The organism is Streptomyces sp. NPDC058257, assembly GCF_042881845.1.
Taxonomy (GTDB): domain Bacteria; phylum Actinomycetota; class Actinomycetes; order Streptomycetales; family Streptomycetaceae; genus Streptomyces.
The window spans coordinates 559,185-583,079 of sequence record NZ_JBHVXJ010000002.1; the positions used below are offsets into that span (position 1 = coordinate 559,185).

Annotated in this window: 23 protein-coding genes; 21 read left to right on the top strand and 2 right to left on the bottom strand. The window is 69.2% G+C overall.

Translation table 11 applies throughout. The annotated features are described in order from the left end of the window. Positions 1-2 precede the first annotated feature (2 nt). The 7 genes from ACFVXC_RS07940 to ACFVXC_RS07970 all read left to right on the top strand — a co-directional run bounded on the left by ACFVXC_RS07940 (position 3) and on the right by ACFVXC_RS07970 (position 6,030). Positions 3-1,529, top strand: coding sequence for an SCO6880 family protein (locus tag ACFVXC_RS07940; RefSeq protein WP_389902624.1), 1,527 nt, complete (start codon positions 3-5; stop codon positions 1,527-1,529). Further along, positions 1,526-2,962, top strand: coding sequence for an ATP/GTP-binding protein (locus ACFVXC_RS07945; protein WP_389902626.1), 1,437 nt, complete (start codon positions 1,526-1,528; stop codon positions 2,960-2,962). The genes ACFVXC_RS07940 and ACFVXC_RS07945 overlap by 4 nt, the downstream gene beginning before the upstream one ends. A 62-nt stretch (positions 2,963-3,024) precedes the next feature. Then, positions 3,025-3,345 carry a DUF6238 family protein gene (locus ACFVXC_RS07950; protein WP_389902628.1) on the top strand — a complete coding sequence of 107 codons (321 nt, stop codon included), beginning with the start codon at positions 3,025-3,027 and terminating at the stop codon, positions 3,343-3,345. Next, positions 3,345-3,608 carry a hypothetical protein gene (locus ACFVXC_RS07955; protein ID WP_389902631.1) on the top strand — a complete coding sequence of 88 codons (264 nt, stop codon included), beginning with the start codon at positions 3,345-3,347 and terminating at the stop codon, positions 3,606-3,608. Before ACFVXC_RS07950 ends, ACFVXC_RS07955 begins: the two co-directional genes overlap by 1 nt. Positions 3,609-3,647: 39 nt before the next feature. Then, positions 3,648-5,096, top strand: a complete 1,449-nt coding sequence (locus ACFVXC_RS07960; RefSeq protein ID WP_389902633.1) for a type IV secretory system conjugative DNA transfer family protein — start codon at positions 3,648-3,650, stop codon at positions 5,094-5,096. Continuing rightward, positions 5,093-5,596, top strand: coding sequence for a hypothetical protein (locus ACFVXC_RS07965; RefSeq protein ID WP_389902634.1), 504 nt, complete (start codon positions 5,093-5,095; stop codon positions 5,594-5,596). The genes ACFVXC_RS07960 and ACFVXC_RS07965 overlap by 4 nt, the downstream gene beginning before the upstream one ends. After that, positions 5,593-6,030 (top strand): hypothetical protein, encoded by a 438-nt coding sequence (locus tag ACFVXC_RS07970; RefSeq protein WP_389902636.1) that lies wholly within the window; start codon positions 5,593-5,595, stop codon positions 6,028-6,030. Before ACFVXC_RS07965 ends, ACFVXC_RS07970 begins: the two co-directional genes overlap by 4 nt. Positions 6,031-7,096: 1,066 nt before the next feature. On the opposite strand, the gene ACFVXC_RS07975 is transcribed toward ACFVXC_RS07970, so the two are convergent. Then, on the bottom strand, positions 7,097-7,729 hold the full coding sequence (locus tag ACFVXC_RS07975) for an HAD-IA family hydrolase (protein ID WP_389902639.1): 633 nt from the start codon (positions 7,727-7,729) through the stop codon (positions 7,097-7,099). Between the two features lie 174 nt (positions 7,730-7,903). On the opposite strand from ACFVXC_RS07975, the gene ACFVXC_RS07980 reads away from it, so the two are divergent. The 14 genes from ACFVXC_RS07980 to ACFVXC_RS08045 all read left to right on the top strand — a co-directional run bounded on the left by ACFVXC_RS07980 (position 7,904) and on the right by ACFVXC_RS08045 (position 19,410). Beyond that, entirely contained in the window at positions 7,904-9,124 is a 1,221-nt protein-coding gene (locus tag ACFVXC_RS07980) for a helix-turn-helix domain-containing protein (RefSeq protein ID WP_389902640.1), read from the top strand. 81 nt (positions 9,125-9,205) lie between these two features. After that, complete coding sequence (locus ACFVXC_RS07985; protein WP_389902643.1) at positions 9,206-9,454, top strand: hypothetical protein; 249 nt, start codon at positions 9,206-9,208, stop codon at positions 9,452-9,454. After that, on the top strand, positions 9,451-9,642 hold the full coding sequence (locus ACFVXC_RS07990) for a hypothetical protein (protein WP_389902644.1): 192 nt from the start codon (positions 9,451-9,453) through the stop codon (positions 9,640-9,642). The genes ACFVXC_RS07985 and ACFVXC_RS07990 overlap by 4 nt, the downstream gene beginning before the upstream one ends. Positions 9,643-9,689: 47 nt before the next feature. After that, a complete protein-coding gene (locus ACFVXC_RS07995; protein WP_389903021.1) occupies positions 9,690-10,106 on the top strand; it encodes an ATP-binding protein in 417 nt (138 codons plus the stop codon). Continuing rightward, complete coding sequence (locus ACFVXC_RS08000) at positions 10,106-10,630, top strand: DUF6415 family natural product biosynthesis protein (protein ID WP_389903024.1); 525 nt, start codon at positions 10,106-10,108, stop codon at positions 10,628-10,630. Before ACFVXC_RS07995 ends, ACFVXC_RS08000 begins: the two co-directional genes overlap by 1 nt. Next, complete coding sequence (locus tag ACFVXC_RS08005; protein ID WP_389902646.1) at positions 10,624-11,088, top strand: DUF6302 family protein; 465 nt, start codon at positions 10,624-10,626, stop codon at positions 11,086-11,088. Before ACFVXC_RS08000 ends, ACFVXC_RS08005 begins: the two co-directional genes overlap by 7 nt. 53 nt (positions 11,089-11,141) lie before the next feature. After that, positions 11,142-11,345, top strand: coding sequence for a DUF5999 family protein (locus ACFVXC_RS08010; protein ID WP_389902649.1), 204 nt, complete (start codon positions 11,142-11,144; stop codon positions 11,343-11,345). Next, positions 11,342-11,764, top strand: a complete 423-nt coding sequence (locus ACFVXC_RS08015) for a hypothetical protein (RefSeq protein ID WP_389902652.1) — start codon at positions 11,342-11,344, stop codon at positions 11,762-11,764. The genes ACFVXC_RS08010 and ACFVXC_RS08015 overlap by 4 nt, the downstream gene beginning before the upstream one ends. A gap of 149 nt (positions 11,765-11,913) precedes the next feature. Then, positions 11,914-13,146, top strand: coding sequence for a methyltransferase, FxLD system (gene fxlM / locus ACFVXC_RS08020; RefSeq protein WP_389902653.1), 1,233 nt, complete (start codon positions 11,914-11,916; stop codon positions 13,144-13,146). A 62-nt stretch (positions 13,147-13,208) separates the two neighbouring features. After that, positions 13,209-13,409 (top strand): FxLD family lanthipeptide, encoded by a 201-nt coding sequence (locus ACFVXC_RS08025; RefSeq protein ID WP_389902656.1) that lies wholly within the window; start codon positions 13,209-13,211, stop codon positions 13,407-13,409. 90 nt (positions 13,410-13,499) lie between these two features. Further along, entirely contained in the window at positions 13,500-16,505 is a 3,006-nt protein-coding gene (locus ACFVXC_RS08030) for a lantibiotic dehydratase (RefSeq protein WP_389902659.1), read from the top strand. Beyond that, a complete protein-coding gene (locus ACFVXC_RS08035; RefSeq protein WP_389902660.1) occupies positions 16,502-17,647 on the top strand; it encodes a lanthionine synthetase C family protein in 1,146 nt (381 codons plus the stop codon). The genes ACFVXC_RS08030 and ACFVXC_RS08035 overlap by 4 nt, the downstream gene beginning before the upstream one ends. An 11-nt stretch (positions 17,648-17,658) precedes the next feature. Further along, positions 17,659-18,609 (top strand): thiopeptide-type bacteriocin biosynthesis protein, encoded by a 951-nt coding sequence (locus ACFVXC_RS08040; RefSeq protein ID WP_389902663.1) that lies wholly within the window; start codon positions 17,659-17,661, stop codon positions 18,607-18,609. Between the two features lie 405 nt (positions 18,610-19,014). Continuing rightward, a complete protein-coding gene (locus ACFVXC_RS08045; RefSeq protein WP_389902665.1) occupies positions 19,015-19,410 on the top strand; it encodes a hypothetical protein in 396 nt (131 codons plus the stop codon). Positions 19,411-19,426: 16 nt separating this feature from the next. Here the strand turns inward: ACFVXC_RS08045 and mobF are convergent, their stop codons facing one another. Continuing rightward, positions 19,427-23,857 carry a MobF family relaxase gene (gene mobF, locus ACFVXC_RS08050; protein ID WP_389902666.1) on the bottom strand — a complete coding sequence of 1,477 codons (4,431 nt, stop codon included), beginning with the start codon at positions 23,855-23,857 and terminating at the stop codon, positions 19,427-19,429. Positions 23,858-23,895: the final 38 nt, after the last annotated feature.

The following is a 23,895-nucleotide window of genomic DNA, read 5'->3' on the forward strand; positions in this document are numbered from 1 at the left end:
CCATGTCAACTCGTACGTATCAGTTCGGAAAGCACCGCCCCACCGGGCTGGTCGGCCGCCGTGACCTCGGCGAACAGGTCGTCCTCGGCGGCGGCGCCGTCACCGGCATCCTCTTCGGCTACCTCTTCAACGGCGTGACGGCCATCGCCGCGACGTGCCTGGTCCTGCCCATCCTGCTCGCCCTGGTCATCGTGTACGCGCCATACCGCCCCAAGGGCACATCCCAGCGGCGCACCCTCTACCGCTGGTGGCGGATCAACCGCTACCACCGCAAGGCGCTCCGCCGCACCGGCGGCGTGTGGGTGTCCCCAGCCGTCGAGGCCGGCGTGCGCCCCAATGGCACTCCGCCGGACGCCGCTCTGGTGGAGCCGGAAGGCGTCACGGGCATGACGTGGGTGCCGGTCACGGTCCGCGGACAGCAGACCGTCGTGGTCCTCCAGCCGGAGGCCGGGTGCGTCACAGCCACTCTGGAGATCGCCTCGCCCGGCCTCGGCGGCAAGGAAGTCGGTGAACAGGTCGTCGCTCTGGAGCGCTGGGGTGAACTCCTCGACGCCTTCGGCAACGTCGAAGAGCACCCGGTGAAGCGGATTCAGGTCCTCGCCCGCCAGATGAAGTCGGACCCCTACGCCCACCAGCGCTACATCGCGCAGCGCGACGAGTCGGCCGCGACGACGGACGCCCCGCAGTGGCTGAAGGACTCGTACGACGTACTGGCCAACGCCGTATCCACCAGCGCCGAGGAACACCGCTACTACATCACCATCCACGCCCGGTTCACCCGCGACCTGGCGGCCGAGGGCGCCGCCCGCGGAACCGGAGACGAAGGGATCGCCGCCGCCATGGCCGCGTACCTGGATGAACTGTGGTCCCGCGCAGAGGACGCCGACCTCTCCGTGATCGCGCCTTTGGACGAAGGCCGGATGACCGCGTTCATCCGCAACTCCTACGATCCTGACCACGCCATCTGGGACACCGACCTCCGACAGGCGCACGCCTTCCCCCGCAACGTCGACGTCCGCGACGGCGTTCACGTCGCCACCCGCGCGGCAGGCTCCACCGAAAGCTGGTACCACGCCACCGCCGCCGTGGTCGGATGGCCCACCACCCCTGTCGGCCCGGATTTCCTGAGCCCCCTGCTGATCGGGATGCCCGACGTCATCCGCACCATCTCGATCACGCAGCAGCTCGAACCCAACGACAAGGCCGTGGAGCGGATGCTCGCGGAGGACACGAACAACCAGGCCGAGATCGACCGCGACCGTAAGCGTGGCAAGAACATCGACCCGCGCGACCAGATCGCCGCCAGCGCTACCGGATCACGCGGCATGACCCTGGCCTCCTCCGGCGCGGCTGGCTCCGCCGTCGTTGGCTACATCACCATCTCCTCGCGCAGCGCCGAAGAACTGGAGCGCACCAAGCGCACCACCGCCTCCCGCGCCCGCAACGCGCACCTGCGGATCGAATGGCTCGACCTCGAACACGCCCGCGCCTTCGCTACGACCCTGCCCCTCGCCGGAGGCATCAAGTGACAGACCTCCTCGACCTCACCCCGCTGTCGGCGATGTACGAGACAGTGCGCCGTCCTCTCTACACCGAGACGACCACCAGCCAGGCCCTGTACCTGCCCATCGCACCGCCCACCCTTGGCACCGCGGGCGCGATCATCGGCCGCGAGTTGTACAGCGGGAAAGCGTTCATCTACTGCCCCTTCAGCGCCTTCGGCGACGGCCTGCCCGGCGGCAACATGATCGTGATGGGCGACACCGGCCGGGGAAAGTCGGCACTGACCAAGACGTACGCAGCCCGGCAGATCCGCCTCGGGCGTCAGGTCGTCGTCCTCGACACCAAGGAACAGAAGGAGCGGGAGGAGGGCGAGTGGGCCGCGCTCGGCCGCTCGCTGACCGGCAAGGCCCCGGTGAAGTTCGCGCCCGGCGGCGGCCGGGCGGCCTCGTGCATCAACCCGATGGACCCGGCCATCGCGGGCAAGCGGCAAGTCGAGCTGGTGCGCACGATCGTTGAACTGGGTCTCGGCAAAGCCCTGGACGAGTTCGCCGGCTCGGCCCTGCGGATCGCGATCCGCAGGGCCCACCAGCGGGCGGGAGACCTCGGCCGCACCCCGGTGCTGGCCGATGTCGCCGCCGCGCTGCGGTCCCCGGAGGAGTCCGACGCGACGGCCAAGAAGCGTACGCGGGACGAACTTCTCGGTGACGGCCTGGAGGCGTCCTACGTCCTGGACCGGCTGTGCGGCAGCGAACAGGACGCGACCGGCGACCTGACGGGCATGCTCGACGGCCCGACCAGCCTGGGCGTGGACCTCGACGCCGACATGATCGTTTTCGACCTGACCAAGGTCCCGTCCGGCGGCGTCGCCATGACCATCCTCGTTGCCGTGATCTCGGTCTTCCTCGAAGAGGTCTGGCTGCGCCCGCTGTGCGAGTGCGGGACGGAGCCGGGGCAGCACAACCGCGTCGTGGTCGACGCGAATTCCGGAGCCTGGGAGCTGGGGCCGAACCCCGCCTCCAGCTGCCGCCGCTACACCCAGCGCAAGCGAATCCTCGTATGCGAGGAAGCCTGGCACATCCTAGGCACGCCCCAACTCGCCTCGCTGCTTGAGAAGTTCCTCAAATTCGCGAGGGGGTACGGGCTGTCCTGCATCTTCATCGTCCATCACCTGTCGGACATCGACGACAGCCCGGAGACCCAAGCAGCGCTGAAGATGGCCGACACCATCGTGATCTACAGCCAGAAGAAGGCCGAGGCGGAGGCGACGGTCGCCCGGCTGGGCCTGCCGTCCTGGACGGCCGAGCACATCATGCGTCTGCGCCGCGGAATCGCGCTGTGGAAGGTCGGCGAAGTGATCTACCCGGGCGTCCAGCACTTGTTGGTGGAAGCCGAACAACACCTGTGCTTCTCCTCCGGCTCGATGACCGACCTGACCAGCACCTCCCCGGACTCCGAATGAGCGGATACCGCCACCTCTACGCCGCCGACTCCTTCCAAGCAGATTCGGAACGAAGCCTCGCTATGACCGTCACCACCGACCACACCACGCTGCCCGCCGACGAACGCGCGGTGCGACTGGACATCGACCAGCTGCACGCCGAAGCGCTCGACCTCGCCCGACGTATGAAGACGCTGGCCACCGTGCTGGACCGCGGCGACTACTCCGCCGCCGGAGGACGCGTACGTACGGCTGTCACCCACACCTGGCGAGCCGCCGAGGACCTGCACAGCGCCTTCCACACCGCGCCTCCGCGCTGCGCCGGGCCCGACGCTTCGATGTCGCGGCTGTGCGGCCGGCGGATGCGCTACCTGGCAGCCCGGGTCGCCCGGAGGGCCGAGTAATGGACATCATGCCCGGCGGAATCTCGCTGGTCCTGTACGCCGTGACCGCCGTGTTGGCGCTGGCTCTGGTGACGCTCTGGTTCCTGCTGAACCGCGGACGGCGCAACGCCGGATTCGCGAGCAAGGGACAGCTCAAGCGCCAGATGTCGGCCAAAGCAGTCCTCAAGGCCACCGAGATCAGGCCCTCCCTCACCAGCGACGACGGCCACCACAGCCGCGCAGCCGGGGTGAGCTTCACGAAGAAGCGCCCCGCCACTCGCTGACCCTCTCGCCTCGTCGCCCACCTCGCTCCGGAGTACGTCATGCACCACCCCCTCGATCCTCACGATTTCGGCTACTCGCTGGGCACCTCGCAACGCCCGAAGGGCGTCGATCTCTGGTCCCGCGCCGACAAGGCATGCCGGGTCATCGGCCCGATGGGCAGCGGTAAAACGATGAGGTTCTTCGCCCCACTCGTCCGCCGCTGGGCCGGTCCGGTCTTGGCCACCTCGACCAAGCCCGATCTGGTCGAACTGACCCTCGACGCGCGGCAGCGGGACGACCGCCCCGTCGCGGTCTTCGACCCGCAGAACATCGCTCCGAGCCTCCCGCGCTTCCGGTGGACGCCGATCAACGGCGCAGCTGACACGGAGGTGGCGATGATGCGCGGGAAGGCGTTCGTCGCGGGCTCGCGCACCCCCAACGGCGCGGCACAGTCCAGCGAGGGCAGCGCCTTCTACAAGGGGCAGGCTTCCAAGATCCTCGCTGCCTTCTTCCACGCCGCCGCCCTCGACGGCGCCTCCCTCGACTGGGTGCTGCGGTGGGCCCGCAAGCTGACCGACCCGGCACCGCTCGGCATCCTCAACGCCCACTCCGGCGCGGGCCCCGGCTGGGCGGACATGCTCCGCACGGCTACCACCGGCGACAGCCGCACCGTCGGCAACACCGCCTCGACCCTCGACGCGGCTCTCGAACCCTTCATGCACCAGTCGGTGATCAACGCCCTCCAGGGAGACGGAGAGGACCCCACGGACTTCGGAGCGTTCCTCGACGCCGGGGGCACCCTCTATCTCCTCGGCAAGGACTCGGAGGTGAACAGCGTCGCGCCGCTGACCACCGCGATAGCCGAAGACCTCCTGGATCTCGCGGAGGCGCACGCCCTCGCCTCCCCGTCCGGGCGGCTCGACCCCGCTCTCCTCGCGGCCCTGGACGAAGCGCCGAACATCGCGCCGATCCCCTCTCTCCGCCAACGCGTCGCCGACGGCCGGGGCCGTGGCATCACGGTCGTCTACGGCCTCCAGGCGTGGGCGTCTGCTCGCGCCCGTTTCGGCGAGGACACCGCCAAGGAGCTGGCGGCCTTCACCAACAACGTCATGGTCCTGCCCGGGGACAAGGACCCCGACTTCCTAAAGGACATGTCCGACCTGTGCGGTCAGGTCGAGCGAGAGCGCACGACGAAGACCACGGCCGGCGGAGACCGCGGCGGCCACTCGACAGCCACACACATGGCGCTCGAACCCGTCCTTCGAGGAGATGAGATCAGGGGACTGCCCGAGGGGCACGCCCTGGTCCTCGCGGACAACCTCCCGCCGATCGTCACCCGGCTCGACGGCATGTGGACCTGGGATTCCTGGTCCGAGATCGAGGGCCACGTCCGTGACCTGCGAGCCGCCAACGAAGCTGAGCGGAACCGGCGGGCCACCGAGAAGAAGAACCAGGCCAAGGCCCACGCGGCGGCATGGGCCGACCGTGAAGGAGCGGCTGCCGCATGACCAAGACCCTGACCCGCTTCGAGCCCTTCCCCGATCCGCCGGCACTGATCCTGGAGTACATCGCGGAGCGGAGCACAGAGGAGTCTGTGGCTGCCGACGGTCCCACTCCCTGGGACATCGGCGCCCTGTCAGCGGAGCTGATCGAGCCGATGCCTGCGTGGCTCGATTCCGTGTGCCGCTGGCTGAACAGGACGTACGCCTGGCAGCCTCAGGACGTCATCCCGCCCTGCTGGGCGAAGCACGAGGGCCTGGTCTATGAGATCGCGGCCCTGGCCTTCGCCAGGGGAGACGCATATGCGGAGGCGGGCTCGTCCGTGATCTGGCACGAGCAGTACGACCGCTTCCTCACCCGAATGAACAAGACGTTGGGCAAGGCAGGCGACGAATGCCGCGTCGGCCAGCACGACGAGCGTCCGGCGCGTTTCCAGCTCGCGGCCTGGCCCGCGGCCAAGGACGAGGAGACGGGATCTGCGGGACGAGTCGAGGAGATGGCCGGATGATGATGGACCCGAACATGGTCTTCTCGACGGACCCTCGTCACGGACTGGTGGCGCGGAGCGGCTGGGAGCAGGAGGAAGCCCGGACCGTGCTTCGTGATCTCGGTTGGGAGTGGGCGGAGGAACTGCACGCCCTCGTCCCACCGGATGACGTGCCGGAGGTCGACGCAGGCCTTCAGGCAGTGGAGGAACTGCACCTGCACGGGCACCGGACCGGGTACGCCGTGGGGCCTTATGGCACGATGCGGTTGACCCTGGATCGCGCGGAGCAGGTGTTCACGAAGGTCGCCGCTCGGGAGCCTGGTGAGGTCACCCTCGACGCGGGCGCGAAGAATGATCAGCCTGCAAGAGCGGAGACCAGGCGGCCTACGTACGGGGGCGTATCCGCTTCAGAAGGGCCGGGTGAACCCGACGGGCCCGAGTCCCCAGCCATCTAGAACGCCCGCCAGCAAGAGCCCATACCTGCCCTTCAGCGTTCGAGGAGCCCTAGAGGTTCCTCGAACCGGGCGTGTGTGTCACTGGCGTAGAGGAAATGCGCTGTCCCCGCCCGTTCTGTCCCCTGCCGGGGGAGGAGGGTGGGGGGTAGGACGTTCCGGCCGTGTCGAGCTCCCCTCCATAGCCGGTGCAGTCCGACCGTGGGTGTCGACGTCGCGGGAATGCGCCGACACCCACGGACTAGGGACGGGGCAAGGACAGGAGCGGGGGCCCAGACCGTGTCCGCTTACCCGCTTTCACCTGCTGAGCTCGGCTGCGGAAGCGGCTCAGCGCATCGTCAACGCGGCAGCGCGTGAACCGGAAAGTCCGACCGTGGTCTCGGAGTTCGATGATCGGGCCGGGGTGCAACAGGGTGAATCCGCAACCCGGATATGGCATCGCGCGGACATGAGACAGCGGCGGTGGGACGCTTCTTGTGCCCGGCCGCCGCCGCACCTGTGCGGCGGCGGCCGGGGCGCGAGGGACCGAGGCTCCCCTCGATCGGCCTCTCGCGAGGTGCCCTCCGGGCGGCAGTGGCTGCGGGAGTAGCCCTGTTGGCCGTCACGCCCGGAAGGGCGGCGGCTGGAGCTGTGTTGTCGGCGATACGGCTCCAGCCGGGCTCGTGAAAGCGTGCGAGTCTGTCACGGCTCGGGGGCTGGGAGCCTGGGTGTGGGCCAGAGCCCAACTTCACCTGGTCTGATGGTAGAGGGCGACCCGGGTTGAGCGGAACCCGTGCCAGGAGCCGACGTGGGCAGTTCGCCGGTGCCGCCCCCAGCGGGGGCAGTACACCTCATAGCCCCACCGCACCCCCCGACTGACGTTGCAAACAAGGGCTCTTGGCCACTTCGTGTGGAGCCGGCCGAAGCTACGGTGCCCGGGCGGCAGGCAACTCAGTACCACGCAGGTCAGGCGCCTTCGTCAGAAGCACACGACAGCGCGCCAGGCTGGCACCACACGAAGTGGACCAGAACCCCAACTGACGTTCATAGCCAGCGTGATGTCCCCGGCGAGCTGTTTCGCTCTGTTCGTTCAGGCGGGAGCGGGGTCGAGGAGAAGCGAGTCGAGGATGGCAGCTGTACCGGTGGGATCGGTCGTGTGGTGCACAGTGCGGATGCCCAGGGTTTCGGCGGGCGGCAGGTTCTCCGCATGGTCATCAACGAAGACGCACTCAGGGCCGGTCAGGTCCAGGGCGTCAAGCGCGCGCTGATAGATGAGCGGGGACGGCTTCCGCGCGCCCTCCAGCTCCGACAAGATCACGGCATCGAAGAAGTCCGTCCACATGCCCTTGTCCTCGTACGGGTTGTAGGGCTCGATTCCGAACGAGTTGCTGAGCATGGCCACCTTGATCCCTGCCGCGCGAGCGCGCTTCGCGGCAGCGACGATCTGAGGCTCCGGGTGGAGATTGGCCAGAGCGCGCCGCATCAGGTCGGTGGAGTCGATACCGAGGATGCCGCCGATGACACGGTTCCAGTCCTCCTGGGTTGCCTCACCGACCTCCAGCGCTGCGTAGATCGCGACGCCGTCGGGATGCTCATTCAGCGCCGCGAAATACGCGCCTGGAGTCAGTCCCTCCGTCCTCTCGAACGCCTGCCCGTTCAGTCGCATCCGCGTGGTGAGCACACCACCGAAGTCGAGAATCAGGCCACGGTATGGGGCTGGCAAAGCGGCCTCCTTGCCGATCTTTCCTACGTGTACGCGGTCCCCCGGCCGCAGGGCGACAGGGGGACCGTTGAGTGCCCTCCCCAGAGGGAGAGACCCCCAGTATCGCCCCTCCCCGAAGCACCTGGGCCTACGCTTGACACGAGTGCCCTGTCCACTACGGCGAACGGTCAACCCATGGTGTATGACGGAGAGTTGTTCAGCATCGGCCAACGGATCAAGTGGTGGCGTGAGCGCCGGGGCTTGTCCCAAAGGATGCTGGGAGACCTAATCGGCAGGTCAGAGAACTGGGTCTACAAGATTGAGAACGACCGGATGCCCCTGGACCGGCTTCCGATCCTGATCGCCCTGAGTAAGCAGCTGCGATGCAGTCTGGAGGACCTGACGGGCGGCTACGTGTCCGGAATCGTTACGGCGGGCACGGAGCACGAGCACGTTCCGCTCATCCGACAGGCCCTGTCGCTGCCCGCCTCTCTCCTTCCGCAACGGATCGGGGCGGTCACCTCCGACGACTTCGAGGCGTCGGTTACGGACGCCTGGAAGGTCTACGAGACGCAGGCTGATGACCGGTACCGCGATGTCGGCGAGCGGCTTCCCACCCTGCTGCGGCAGGGACACGCCGCTCTGCGCGACGCCTCGCCTGAGCAGGAGGCCACCGTTCTCCGGCAGCTCATCAGCCTCTACGGCCTGCACCAGATCTGGCTTCGTCGCGTCGGTGAACCGACCCTCGCCCGCATTGCGGCCGACCGCGGCCTCTCCCTCGCGGACAGCGCCGGTGACCCGGCCCTCCTCGCCGCTGCGGCATGGAACCTGGCCTGCGTTCTCACCTCCGCTGGAGATGTGGAAGACAGCTACGAACTCGCCCAGCAGACCATCGCCCAGTGCCGGCCGCACGACGACTCCAACCCGGAGTACTGGTCCGCGTACGGCGCACTACACCTGCAAGGTGCCGTCGCCGCCGTACGCGCTACAAAGGGACCGAGGGCGTGGGACCTGTACAACGGGGCACAGCAGGCCGTAGACCGGGTCGGCGCGGACCTCAACCACTGGCACACGTGCTTCGGTCCGACCAACTTCGCCATGCACGAGGTGCACCTGAAGGCGGAGGAGGGCGACACCAGCGAAGCGCTTCGCGCCGCCGATCACGTCCTCGTCAACGAAGAGGTCCCGCTCGAACGTCGGACCCGGTACCTCATCGAGGTAATGAACCTCAACCGCATCCAGCGAGACGACTACGCGACGGTGCACATTCTCGGCAAGCTGCTGAAGCAGTCTCCGGAGGAGATCGTGTTCTCTCCCCTGGTCAGGGAGGCGGTGGCCGACCTGCTGAAGCGCGAGAAGCCGATGTGGCGCGACGATCTTCGTGCGGTAGCGAAGCACATCGGGCTCGCCGCATAGGCATATGCCAACCCTGAGCGTTACTCAGCCCTGATTTTTTCTCAGGGGTGGGGTTCCGAAGTGGCTCTACGTTTACGGGTCATGACGACAAGTCACGCTCAGACGGAAGCTGGCGCGGCGCCCTTACCGCCCGCCAAGCGCCACCTCCGCCTTGCTCGTGAGGCCGAGGTCGCGCACACGGAGGCCGGTCGTTTCGCGGTCCCCCTCGATCTGCACGAGGGGGATGCGGAGCCCGCGACCATTCCGCTGGTCCTGACGGCCGATGAAGCGGTTGCTTTGCACGGCAGGCTCGGGGCCCTCTTCCCGTTCGCGGAAGGGGACACCCGATGACCGCACGAACTCCCGCTGATCGTCAGCGCCGCCGCAGCCTCGCGGACGCTTCGAACACACCATTGCCCGCCTTTGCCGGGCTGCTCCGGCACGTCCCGGGCCAGCAGCGCCGGACGGACCCGCTCGCTCCGCTCGACGACCGGGACGCCCCTGAACACGGGGCCTCACAGATCGGGACGGAGCGGTGATCGGCCCGGCGTCGCAGCGCCCGACCGCAACTCGTACCGGCGGCCTGGTGGAGGAGCGCTTCCCCATCACCAAGCATTCCCCGGGTGAGAGCCCCCCTCCCTTAGACGAGTCCCGCGTCCGCGCCATGAGGCTCGTGACCCGCGAACGTCTCACCTCCCGCGGTCTGACCTGCGTCGCCGACGACGCAACACTCGTTGTCTCTGAGCTGATCACTAACGCCATCGTGCACAGCGGTGGCAGGCAAATCCGGCTGACCCTTGACGTGTGCGATGGCGTCCTGTGCATCCGTGTCCATGACGGCATGCCCGGACCTCGCCCCACTGCTCAGTGCCCCGGGAACGACGACGAGCACGGGCGCGGCCTGGTGCTCGTGCAGGAGATCGCTCGAAACAGACAGGGTGGGTGGGGTGTCAGCGACGACGGCGCCACCACGTGGTGCGAGCTGAGTTTGGTGGCGTGCTGATGACGAACACCGCATTACGTGAGGAGACGACGAGCCCGGAGATTATGCCGGTCCGCGTCAAGGACCCGACGGTCCCAACGACCCCCTGGTCAACGCCGCTCGGCAGACTGGGGCTCCATGACCTGTTGAGCGCAGTGCGCAATTGGGAGCCTGTGGACTGGGACTCGGTCTACGACGGCCTCGACACCGTCCTGAACGAGGAAGTCAGCCACCACGCGGCAGGTGCAAGCGGCAGCGGCCGGCCCGGGGCCGCTGGGCTCGGGTACGACGAGACCGAAGAACTCGTCCAGCGCTTCCGCGGGGCCCTCATGCAGCTCGTGAACCGAGGTCTGCGCGACGACGCCCACAAGAAGCATCCGGACATCGCCGACCTGATCGAGCGAGCCCGTACGTTGCGTTCTCAAGAGCTGCCCGGCGACGAGCGCCAGTCCCTGACGTTCCTGCGGAAGCTGGGCCGCGTCACCTTGGAACTCGCGGAGCGCCTAGACGAAGTCGGCATCGTGAAGGGGCTGGTCGAATGCTGACCACCACCACAACGCTGACGGGTCCTCCCACCATCTCCCTTCGCCCCGCTGCCGAAGCGTACGACTACGAGTACTTCCGCAGCCGTCTCGCCGAGCCCTCTCTTCTTGCTGACGCCGTAGCAGTCCGTGTCTTTCGGGCGCCTCTCCTCGCCGTTCCCGTCGGCGGGCCGCGCCGCGGCGGATACATGTCCTTCGACCTGCTGACTCTGGCGACGGCAGCGGGCTTCCTCCTCGCGGATCAACCCGGATTCCCGGACCTGCGCGTTCGCTGGTCGCCGTACCGCGACACCCGCCACACGGTCGAGTGGGGGGACGCCGCTCCCGAGTGTTGGGAGGACGACGCGGTCTTCGGCCGCTTCTACGGCTACTGCGAGTCCGCCATCACCTCGTTCATACGTGAACGCCCACAGACACCCTCTTCGGCAGCCTCCGCTCCGTGTTCCCCCACGGCTTCGTAGTCGCCGAAGAGGGCCCGACTTCCCCGCACTGCCTTGAGAGGACGACGAGTACGATGTGCCAGCACACCCCGCTGTGTCCCACGGCCGAGGCTTCCGACCGAGAGGCCGCCCGCCCCACGGCGGCCCGCCCTGAACAGGGCTGGAGCCTGCTGTGCAACGGGGTGCTGCTCTTCGAGGACACCGGCGAGCTGTTGCCGGACGGCCAGATCGTGGCTCCGCACCGGCCGGTCGCGCTCGCCACCGGGAGCACCGCGTGACCATCGCTCCCGAGATCGTCGTGCCTTACATCACCGCCCGGGAGGGTGCAGAGGCCGACTCATTCTTCAACCTGCGCATGGGCCGCAGGCCGGACGGCCGGCCACGTCTCCGATACGTGGATGAGGCGCCGCCGGACCGGGACCTCAAGGACGTGCTTTGGGCCCGCTACTCCACGTCGCTCGACACCTTCGGGCAGCCCTGCGGGACGCCGCGCTGGCGGATGGTGCACTCGCACCGCCAGCGCGTGACGATTGCGCTGCTGCCAGTGCCAGGTGTGCACCGTCCACTTGAAGCGAACCAACGGCACCTTCTCCCCTACAGGCACCCCCAGATCGGCATGTTCCTCGCCTCCCACCTCGTACGGGAACTGCGGGACCACAAGGTCGTCAACCTGGATGATCTCGTGCCCGCCGCCTAGACGGCCGCCCGGCGGACCGGATGTGACGGGCCGGTCCGTCGGGCGGTTAACCACCCCGGCGCGGCGCCCCGCGCCGGTCCGTAAATCCGCTCAACCAGCCCGGCGCAAACTCGCCGAGGAGGAGAACCCGCGTGGATAACGTCCCCGACATGACGACCAACACCGATGTCCAAGAGGCCCCAACGGAACAGCAGTTGCGCGACACCTTGGCGGAAAAGCTCATCGAGATCGGAGCGGCCCGCAGCCCCCGTGTCGTGGCCGCATTTCGTACGGTCCGCCGACACCTGGCCACGCCCGAGGCGGACATGGCCTCGACGTACAACGCCGAGGTCGCGACGATCACCAAGACCGACGAGCACGGGGTAGACATCAGCTCCGTCTCCGCGCCCCGCGTCCAGGCCATGCAGATGGAGCAGGGTGACATCGAGCCTGGGATGTCCGTGCTGGAGATCGGGTCCGGCGGCCCGAACGCCGCACTACTCGCCGAAGTCGTCGGCGAGGACGGCCGCGTGGTCACCGTGGACATCGACCCGGAGGTGACCAGCCGCGCCACGGCCTTCCTGAAGGAGACCGGCTACCGCAACGTCACCGTGCTCACTGCCGACGCGGAGCACGGCGCCCCCGACCACGCGCCGTTCGACCGGATCGTGGTCACCGTCCAGGCCGCCGATATCCCGCCGCCCTGGATCGCCCAGCTCAAGGACGGCGGACGCCTCGTCGTTCCGCTCCGGATGCGCGGCCTGACGCGCACGGTGGCCTTCGTCCGCGACGGTGACCGGCTCATCAGCGACGGGTTCGAGCTGTGCGGTTTCGTTCCCATGCAGGGCGTCGGAGAGAACCGGGTGCGCCTCGCGGTCCTGCACGACGAGGAAGGCGCGGAGGTCGGCCTGCGCATCGATGGGCACCCCGAGCCGGACACCGCCGCCCTCACCAAGGCACTGGCGATGGCGCGGAACGAGCAGTGGTCCGGCGTGACGCTCGGAGGCAGCGAGTCCAACGAACACCTCGACATGTGGCTGACCACCGCGCTGGACAACCTCCCGTTGCTGGCTGCGAAGCCCGGTGCGCGCTCGCGCGGGTTGGTGGCCTCGGCCTCGCCGCTCGGCATCCCCACGCTCGTGGACAGCGACAGCTTCGCCTACCGCACCGTACGGGCCACCGACCAGGAGGACCGTTACGAGCTGGGTGCCATCGGACACGGCCCGCGCGGGCAGCAGCTCGCCGAGCGCCTGGTCGAGGAGATCCGCACCTGGGACCGCGACCACCGTGGTGATCGGGCACACATCGAGGTCTACCCGGCGAGCACGCCGGACGACCGTCTTCCCCCTGACGGCCGGCGCATCGAGCGACGGCACTCGCGGGTCACGATCACCTGGCCCTAGCCACATCGGCCACCGGCCAGGTTGCACAGCGCATCCCTACAACCTCCCTGGAGGAGAGCGAGATGGCACAGCAGATCAGCTCCAAGTCCGGCACCGTGCTGAAGGCGGCAACGGACTTCCGTTCCGACGGCGGGGACTTCGACCTGAACATCGAGACAGTCTCCTCGGCCCCCGTCCTCGGGGCGCTGCTGAACGACACCAGCGACAACTGCACGTCCACCTGCGCGTCGGCCTGCTCGAACAGCACCTGCATCGGCGGCTGACCTGCGGCACCACCACCCGTATTTGACGGGACCCGGGGGCGAGCGGTCGGCCGCCCGCCCCCGGGGGCGCCGCGATCTGAAGGAGTACGGATGTACCGTCACGTTGACGCGAACATGATCAGAGCGTCGATCTTTCCGCTCGCCTCCCCCACTCCCGTATGGCCGGGGGAGAACACCGGTGTCGAGCAGGTCCGCGCATGGGTGGAACAGGTCTGGACGGACGACCCCAGGGCCGAGGCGATCGGCCACGCCTCCCCGCTGCTCGCCTCCGCTGTCTTGGAGGTGGTGGACGGGACCGCCAAGCCTTCCCGTATCCGCCGGACCGGTCGAGCCCTGGCCCGCTACCTGCTGAGGATGCGATACCGGGCGACACCGTTCGGGCTGTTCGCCGGCCCGATGGTCGCGCACACCGGGCAGGAGACGCACGTCCACTGGGGCCCCACAAACCGAGCCTTCGCGCACGCCGACGCCTCATGGCTGCACGACATCACCACCGCCCTGGAGGGCGACCTCGCCGTCCTGCGGTATCTGACGGTGGTCGCCGACCCCGCCCACGTCGTGCGCGGCTCCCGCATCTTCGTCATGAACCAACCCGGCAAGGACGGCCCCACGGACACCACCCTCCGGCGCACCCGGCCCGCCGAGGACGCGCTGAAGCTGGCCCGCTCTCCGATTTCGGCCCACGTCCTGGTGGCGAAGCTCGGCATCGAGTACCCCGAGGCCCCGAAGGCCGCCATCGAGGAGATGGTGCGCAACCTCGTCGCGCACCGAGTCCTGCTGACCGAACTCCAGTCGCCGATGACCTGCCCGGATGCCCTGGGCCACCTCGTTGCCCGACTCGATGAGACCGGCGCCGACGTACCGAAGGCGGCCCGGCTCCGCACCATCCACGGCTTGCTGGACTGTCATGACCGCGCGCTCCCCGCGGAGCAACCGGATCTGCGGGCGAAGGCCACCGAGGCAATGACCGCGCTGTCCGGGGTCGCCGTGCACACCCTCGTGGTCAACGTCCACCCGGACGGCGACATCATCCTGCCCCACGCGGTTGTCCGCGAGGCCGAACGCGCCCTGAGCCTGATGGCAAGGATCACGCCCTACCCGCACGGTTCCGCCGCCTGGAAGGACTACCGGACGCGGTTCCTGGAGCGCTACAGCATGGGCACCGTCGTCCCCGTCCTCGAACTCACCGACCCGGACACCGGTCTCGGCTTCCCCGTCGGCTACCGCGGCACCGTACTGCCCCGGCCGATTCTCGCCACGACGCCCCGCGACGAACACCTTCTCGCCCTCGCGCAGGACGCGGCCCTCACCGACCGGCGAGAGATCGTCCTCACCGAGGAGGACATCGAGGCCCTGTCCCTCGGGGAGCCAACGGCGGTCCCGGCTCACGTCGAGCTGTGCTTCAGCGTGTTCGCGCAGTCCACCCGCGCGCTGACGGAGGGCCGATTCATTCTGTCCACCGTCGGTCTGTCCCTCGCCGCCGGCACTCTCGCTGGCCGCTTCCTGCCGATGCTGGAACCCGCTGACCAGGCTCGGATGGCGGCTGAGTACGCCGCCCTGCCCACTCTGACCGAAGGCGCGGTGCGCGCTCAAATCTCCGCGCCCCCGTTGCGCCGCAAGACCTACAACGTCGGGCGGGCCCCCGTCGTCGCTCCCGAGACGCTGGCCGTCGGTGAGCACAACCCCAACGCCACCCTTGCCCTGGAGGACCTGGGCGTCGTCGCTGACGCGGGGCGCCTCTACCTCGTGTCCCTCTCCTCCGGCCGTTGCCTCGAACCGTCCGTGATGAGCGCCGTCGAACTGAGCACGGCGACGCATCCCCTGGTGCGGTTCCTGACCGAGGTGCACCGCTCCCATGCAGCCATCCTTGCCCCCTTCGCCTGGGGCGCCGCGGGCCGCCTGCCGTTCCTGCCGGAAGTCCGCTACGGCCGCACCGTCCTGTCGGCGGCGTGCTGGAGACTGCGAGCCCGTGACCTCTCAGACCCTGAACGCTGGGTGGAGGACTTCACCAACTGGCGCATCCGCTACGGCGTCCCGCGCACCGTGTACGTCGGCTCCGCCGACCAGCAGCTCCGCCTCGACCTCGACCTGCCTACTCACCTCGACCTGCTTCGGGCCGAGCTGGACCATCACTTCGTCCTCGCCCTGCACGAGGCTCCGGAAGAGAGTGCCTACGGCTGGATCGGGCGCGCGCACGAGGTGACTATGTCCTTTGCCGCAGACCAGCAACCCGTACCGGCCCCAGCTCGCCGGGCGGTGGCCCGGCGGACCGCCGGCCGCCTGCCGGGCGCCTCGGACTGGACGCACCTGAAGGTCTACGGCAGCGAGGCCCGCGCCACCGAAATCCTCACCAGCCATCTGCCCCGCCTGCTGGACGAACTGGCGACGGCGTCGGAGGCGTGGTTCATCCGGTACGCGGACCCCGAGGCGCACCTGCGCGTCCGGCTGCGCCTGCTATCCCCGGACGCGTTCGGCGCCGTGGCGGGCACGGTCGCTGAGTGGGCGGACGAACTGCGCGAGGAGGGCCTGATCCAACGCGTGCAGTGGGACACCGACGAGCCGGAGACGGGCCGATACGGTACCGGCGCGGTGCTGGCCACCGCGGAGCGATACTTCTCCGCCGACACCGCCGCAGCCCTGGCACAGATGCGGCTCGCTCTTCCTGCGGACCTCTGTCCGGGGGTTACTGCCGCGTCGTACGTGGACATCGCCACCGGCTTCCTCGGCTCCCCCGGCGACGGGCGCACCTGGCTGACCCAGCACCTTCTTCGCGGCGACGGCGCTTCGGCCCCCCGCCCCACGCAGGCCCTCGTGCTCCGGCTTACCGACAGCGACGATGCAGGCCCAGCCCTGGCCGACTTCGCCGGGGGCGACGCCGTCCGGGATGCCTGGCAGCACCGGCGAGAAGCCCTCGTCCACTACCGCCACGCGCTCGACACCGCCGGACTCGATCCTTCCGGCGTCCTGCCCTCCCTGCTGCACATGCACCACAACCGCGTCGCGGGCATCGACCCCGACGCCGAAGCCCTCTGCCGGCGCATGGCCCGCGCCGCAGCTCTGTCATGGACCGTCCGACCCCAAGGAGCCGTGCGGTGATCACCGCCCCACCGTCCCCCGACACCGCCCTGTCCTCCCGGCAGTCTCTCGCCCACGGCCCCCTGGGCTCCGCTCTGCTGCATGTCGAGCGGGCCCGCCGCAGCACCGGAGACTGGAGCGAGGTGCACCGTGCCCTCTCGGAGATCGGGCCGCTGATCGACGGAAGAGACGCCAACCTGTTCCTCGGCGCCCCCGCGATGACCCTCGTCCTTCACCTGGCCGCCGACGGCACCGATCGCTACGCGGGCGCGCTTCACACGCTCGACGGTGTCGTGGCCGCGCACACCCGGCAGCGCCTCACCGCCGCGCACGCCCGCATCGACGCCGGCCGCCGCCCCGCCTTCGCCGAGTACGACCTGTTCCGTGGCCTGACCGGGATTGGCGCGCTGCTGCTGCGCCGCCAACCCCGTGGTGCGGAGCTGAAGGGCGTCCTGGAGTACCTGGTGCGCCTCACCGAGCCCATCACCGCGGCGGGCGAGGCCCTGCCCGGCTGGTGGGTCGGCCACGCCCCGGCCAGTGACACGACAGCCACCCCGGGCGGACACGCGAACGCGGGGCTGGCGCATGGCATCACCGGCCCCCTCGCCCTTCTCGCCCTCGCCCTTCGCGCGGGTGTCAGCGTGGACGGCCATCGGGCCGCTATGTTGCGCATCTGTCGGTGGCTCGACCAGATACGGCAGAGCGACTACCGCGGAACCCGCTGGCCGCGCTGGATCAGCCATCGCGGACCCGCGCCCGCGCTACCAGCCACCCCCTCGTGGTGCTACGGCACCCCAGGCCTGGCCCGTGCCCAGCAGCTCGCCGGCATCGTTCTCGAAGACGGCGACCGGAAGCGGATGGCCGAGCGGGCCCTTCTACTCTGCCTGAGCGACCCGGGTCAGCTCGACAAGGTTGCCGACCGCGGCCTGTGCCACGGGTTCGGCGGTCTTCTCCGCACTGTGCAGCGTGTTGCCCAGGACGCCGAAGCGCCGGTCATCTTCCGCGACCGGGTCAACCTCATCACCAACAGGGTTCTGACCGTGGATGCCCCGGACGAGATGGGGTTCCTCACCGGGAAGACCGGTGCCGCCCTCGCCTTCCAGGACGCAGAATCGGGCACCGAGCCCCAAGGGCAGTGGGACATCTGCCTCCTGCTGACGTGAGGGGAACGCCCGTGCCGGACGACGCCGACCGCATCGAGGACGCCGTCCTGGCTGTCCTCGGCGGTGCGGCCGTCGAAGAAGCCGCTCGCGCCGCCAGCATCGCGCCTGACCGCCTCGCCGAGGCAATCGAAAGGTACCGGGCTGCGGGCCGGGCCGCACTGGACGCCCCGCCCTCCGGCTGGCACCAGGTCAACATTCGCTTCGCTGACTACCCGACCGCGGAACGCGCCTTCCGCGCCTACCTCGCGCCCGCCCTGCGCGCCGGGCCGGTCGGCACCTGGTGGTTCGTGCGCAAGCACCCGCACTGGCGCCTGCGCTACTTCCCCGCCCCGGGCACCGATCCCGAGAAGGCCGTCACGCACGTCACCGAAGCACTCGACAGTTCCGTCTCCTGGGGGGTGGCTGTGGACTGGAGACCCGCCCGGTACGAACCGGAGACCGTAGCCTTCGGCGGGCCGGCCGGGATGACACTCACGCACGAGCTGTTCCACACCGACAGCGTCGGCGTGCTCGACTACTTCCGCGCCGCAGCCCAGGAACTTCCCGGAAGGCCCGACGCCAAGACAACATCCCTCCTGGCCATGTCCCAGTTGATGCGCGCTGCGCGGCTGGAGTACGGCGAACAGGGTGACGTATGGGGGAAAGTCGAGGAGCGCCGCCCGCTCACGGACGACGTGACCCCAGAGCAGGTCAGCACCATGGCCGAACCCATGCGACGTCTCCTGCTGACCGATGTCCACCCGCTCGACTCCGGCCCCCTCGCCCACGTACGCGACTGGGCCGAAGGGCTGGAGCGCAGTGGCCGAGCCCTGGAAGAAGCCGCGGATAGCGGAGCGCTCAGTCTCGGTAAGCGCGGCATCCTCGCCCGCCACATCCTCTTCCACTGGAACCGGATGGGCTTCACCGTCCGCCAACAGTCCATCTGGTGCCGTGCAGCCAGGGAGGCCGTCCTTGGTCAGTGAGCCGACCGGAGTATCGCGCCCCGCCGACGCTAACGCCCCTGTCCATCCGACCAGGACAACACGAGAGAAGACATGCCATGACCACCCCTTCACAGCCGAGACGATGGGTAAGCCTCGGGTTGGTGTTCGGGGGCCACTCCCCGGTCTACTCGATTCCACAGCCTTCTTCCGGCCCCCGCGCGCCCCCGTGCTGCCCGTCGGTGAACCCGATGAAGAGGACGCCGAGCAGCTGATGCGTGAGGCGCGCTACAGGCCGAAGGTGCCGTACCCCGGTGCTCGCTCGATGCCTTGGGACAGCGAGTGCATGGACTGCGGGGCACGTCGCCGGCCCTCGCTTCAAGATGTCGAGCGCGGTGTTCGGTGCAAGCACATCCAGCGTAGGTCCGGCGCATGAGGCGGGCCCCCGTGACCGCGCAGGAAACGGTGTTCCAGTGCAAGTTGTGCCCGAACAAGGGGACGGACCGGCAGATCCGAGGTGTCGGCGCGCGGATGGCTGCGTATCGGGTGTGCAGCTCGTGTGACTTCTGGCTGATGTGCCTGGGGTACGCGATGCTCGGCGACCAAGACCCGGACGGACGGCGTGCCCTCCGGATCGACGGCGTCCATTACCTGTCGTGGACCGAGGAGCAGGGGTTTCCGCCGGAGATCGGCTACGTAGGGGACGGGGAGTCCCGCTGCGTCCTGCTCGACGACCCGACAGGCACCGTGCACGTGACGCGCCGCCTCTGGCTCATGGGCACCATCCCGGATGCGTTCCGCGACCGGATGCCGGACAACGCGGTCTTCGCTCCGCCAGCCTAGGAAGGTAGGCCGCTTCTTACACGGGCGGTGCGTCGTGAGCGCTGTCCGGCGGTGCGGGCTGTGTGTGGTCCACCGCGGTTCGGTTGGCGTACGGGGAGTCGGGCTTCGGAGATGAGGGCGCCGCGGACTCATCGGCATCGACGTGCTGACGCCCGTGCTGGGCTCGCAGACTCGACTCCTTCTGGAGGCCGGACATGCGGTGGTCTGCGCCGTGAGCAGTGCTGCGAGCCTTGATGGCCGCGGCCCGGAGCTGCTTGGCTGCCTCGTTGTCCTTGGCCTTGGCCCGCCGAAGCAGCGCGGCCTTCTCCTGCTGCGGCATGTCCGCTTCCGTCAGCACAGCTCCGTGCTCGTTGACGGGTCCGGCCTGCCGGGCAACTTCCTGGAGCCGCGTATCCATCTGCTCCAGCTCCTGGACGGTCTCCTCACGGGTACGAAGGAGTGCTTCCCGGTCCGCCTCGACCGCAGCACGTTCGTCACCGCGGAGTGCCGCCCGCCCGAAACGGCCAGTCGCGGCCAGCTGCTGTTCAAGACCTTCGATACGTGCCTCAGTACCGTTCAGTCGAGCGGTGCGTTCCACGATGGTGCCGTCCAGCAGCCGGACTTCGCGGATGGCCACGGCCCGTTCAGCAACGTCCTGCTGACGGCGTTGGAGCGCGAGTGAATTGGGGCCTGCACCGGCAGCGGCCTCCTGTTCGGCACGATCGGCGGCGGCGTCCGCCTTGTCGGCCGCCGTCGTTGTGGCGCGGGCAGCGATGGCAGCCTTGCGCACGGCGTCACGCAGTGCCGAGTTACTGAGGTGAGCGTATGGACGGTCAGCCGTCGGCGCGGGTCCCGAGGGTGTGGCCGGCTCCGTGGTCGGCTCGGCGTTCGCCGGTGCGGGGCGGTCCTCGTGCTCCGGAGCCTCTTCGGGAGTGTCGGCGTCGTGGGGCTCGGCGGCGCCGGGGGCGCGCGGGATCGGGAGGTCCGCCACGACCTGGCGGACGTGTGCGGGGACCGCGTTCTTCGGGAGTTCGGTGAGGATCATGCGTTCCTCGGTGCCGTTCTCGATCTCGCGGATGAGACCCGCGACGGCGCGGTCAAGCTGTTCCTGATCGGTGACTGCGTCGCCGTGGCGGGCGCGGTCGGCGTCGGTCTCGTAGACGGAGAGCGGCAGGAAGAGGTGGGACTCCTTCTTATCGCGGCTCATCATCGTGTAGAGGGCGTTCGCCTGAGCGCCGGGTCCGTAGACCAGAGCCTCTTGGACGGTGAGGCCCTGCGACTTGTGGCCGGTGATCGCGTATCCGAGGCTGAGCCCGCCCTGTGCGATGTAGTCGGCGTCCACCCATTCGGCAACGTCACGGTGGCCGTCCTCGGTCTTCTCCCGCCACTCGACCAGCACCCGGCGTTCCTCGTCCACGGCGCGCACGATTCCGCGGTAGCCGTTCAGGACGTCTTCGTTCTGCCCTCGGCTCTTCTTGCCCCGGTAGTCGTTGACCCTAAGGAGGACCTGGTCACCGACGGACAGGGTCAGCTCGCCTCCACCGGGCAGCGCGTATGCGTGCTCGGGACCGGTGAGGTCGCCGTTCTCCTTCCGCAGTGCGCGGGCGCCGGTGTTCAGCTCTTCCACGATCTCGTTGGTGGCGGCGAGCATGAGGAGCTGCTGCACGGCGGTGTGGTCGTCGGTGTGCGCGGCCCGCTTGTCGGCCCAGACGGTGAGCATCGCGGCGAGGGTGGCGTCCTTGTCCGCGAGAGCGTGCACGCGACCGGTCCCGGCAAAGGTACGGAGCGATTCCACGCGGTTGTCGTCGCGCCACAGCTCCAGGGCCCGGCGCTCGACCATGTCCTTCTGGCGGAAATTCTGGCTGAGGGTGAGCCCGCCCACGATGTGGTGCACGGCGGCGAAGCTGCCGCCGATGCCGGGCGAGTGGAGCTGCTTGGGGTCACCGATACCGACGACCTTCGTGCCGGTTTCCGCGGCGTGGGTGAGAAGTTCAGCGACGTCGCGGTCATCGCACATCGCGGCTTCGTCCACGACCAACACGTCCACGCCGGTGAGGCCGGAGCCTCCGTTGCGGATGCCGGTCAACCAGGACGCGAGGGTTCGGGACTCGATGCCCGCCTCGGCCTTCAGGTTCGCGGCGGCGACGGCGGCCGTACTCGCGCCGGCGATGACGAGACCGTGCGCCTCCCATGCCTGCCGCGCGGTGTCCATGATCGTGGTCTTGCCCGATCCGGCGATGCCCACGACGGCGTCGATTCCGTGCCCGGCCGTGAGCAGCCGTTCGAGGACGGCACGCTGTTCGTCGGAGAACGTGAAGCTGCCACCGTGTTGAGCCTCGACGGTGGACAGCGTCATGTCGACCGTGTCGCTGCTGACGACGGCGGCCTGAGTCCCGAGCCGGTTCGTGGCCTCGGAGACGATCAGCGCTTCGGCCGCCACGACATCCGCCGTGGTGTACCGGTCGGCGTGCGCGAAGTGCTGGGCGCCCTTCGGGTTGAGCTGGACCGCGTATCCGGCGTGCCGGAGTACGGAGTTGGTGAGCTGTTCGGCTTCGGCGGCGTCCGCGACGCCGTAGGGGAGGGCGTCCAGCACGGCGGCGATGGCGGCGGCGTGGGTGAACTCCTTGGAGTGGCTGGTCAAGCCGGTCTTGGGGTCGAAGACCTGGGCGCACAGCTCGTCCCGGGTGGGGTTCTGGTCTGCTCGATCCTGTTCCATCGCGCTAGCGGCGATGGCGTCGGGGTCGTCTCCGGCCGCACGGCCTTCGGCCTGCCAGTAGGCGCGGAGGACATCGTCCCCGACCCCGGCGGCCTCGCCGTTCTTCGCCGCTTTGGACGCGGTGGAGGCGGCGGTGCGCTCGCGGGTCGTAGCGCTGTCGTAGTCGATGCCGAGTTTCGTCAGCAGGTCCCGGACCTGGCTGTCGCGCTTGCTGAACAGCCGGATTGTGGCCTCGGGAATCGCTGCGATCTCCCAGGCTCCGGTCCGTTCCTCTCGGCGGAAGCTGATGCCGAACTCGTTGGTCAGCTCGCGGCGGATGCGGGCGTTCATGAGGGACTGGGTCGCGCGGGTGTGCCGGTGGAGGTCGCGGCCCCCGCTGGCCATCGTGGACCACTTGCCGTCGGCGCCCTTGACCATGTTGGCGAGGGTGAAGTGCAGGTGGAAGTGGGGATCTCCGTACGGGGCGCCGTCGACGGGGCGGGCGGCGCGGTGGACCATCATCCAGCCGGAGAACCCGCTCGTCTTCACGGTCTCGGCCTCGTCGCCGTCGCCGTGGTGGCCGCGCATGGCGTACGCGGTCCACCGCTCCAGGGCGCCGATGGACTCGCGGCCAGCGGCCGTGTAGATGCCCTCGACCTGGGCGGCGATCTCCTCGGGCGCGTAGGCGAGGAACGCGGACTTCGACTTCGCCAAGTCCAAGGTGACGTCGGCACCGAAGTTGCCGACCTGCACGCGGCCTTCGAGGAGAGCGGCCTTTATCTCCTCGGCGTCCCACACGTCCTCGGGCGCGAGTCCCGCTGCCTTGGCCATCGCGACGGCTTCACGCACGTCCATCGGCAGGTCCCGAAGACGACGTGCACCTTCGCCCTCTGTCTGGACGTACCGGCGCTTCATGGACGCGGCGGCGAACAGGTCGGCGGGCTGCTGGCCGGTCTCGGCGGCGCGGACCTCGACCGCGCGCAGGAGCGCACGGGCGTCCAGGTGGCCGCCCGCCTCTGCGGCCACGGCCTTCTCCACCAGGTCCTCGCCGTACAGGTCGACGGCGTCAATGCCGACGGCGTCGGCGAGCTTCAGCACCGTCGAGACAGGGACGCGGTGCGACTCCCCGAACCGCTTGAGCTGGCTCTCCATCCGGCGGAAGGCGTCCTGCTTGCGCATGGAGTCCAGCAGCGAGGCGGGGTTCACGCTGCGTTCGGCGGCGGCGCGGCGGATGGCGCGGGCCAGTGGGGCGGCGGGGAGCTTGGCGGCCGGCGCGATGGCCAGCTTGGGTTCCACGAGGGACTGCCCGGTCCGGGGGTCTTCGCCGTGCATGAGGCGCCGGGCAGCCGGGAACTGCTCGGGGGCGAGGATGCTGCCCGGCGTGATGTCGAACTCGGTGAGCCCGCCGCCGATCCAGACCAGGGGCCGTTCGCTGGCATCCAGGTGGTAGTCCACCTGTCCGTCGGCGGGCCGTGGGGGAAGGGCCTGTTCACCGTAGAGTTCGCGCGCGTCAAGCCCGACTGCGGCGGCGACTTCGACAGCGTCGAACCCGGTGAACCGCGCCGTGCCCTTGCTGCGGAGGAGTCCGCGGGCGCGGAAGAAGGCGCGCTTGGCCTCGCGGTTGGCGAGCAGGGAGGCGACGGGTGCACCGGCGGCTTCGGCCTTGGCCTCGATGGCAGCGACGAGAGGGGCCGCGTCGACCGCCACGGACTTCCCGCAGCCGTGGCCACCGGTAAGGCGGTACTCAACCTGCTCGTCGGACGGGCCGATCATGGTCACCCACCCCACCGGCCCGCTCACCCCCCGCTCTC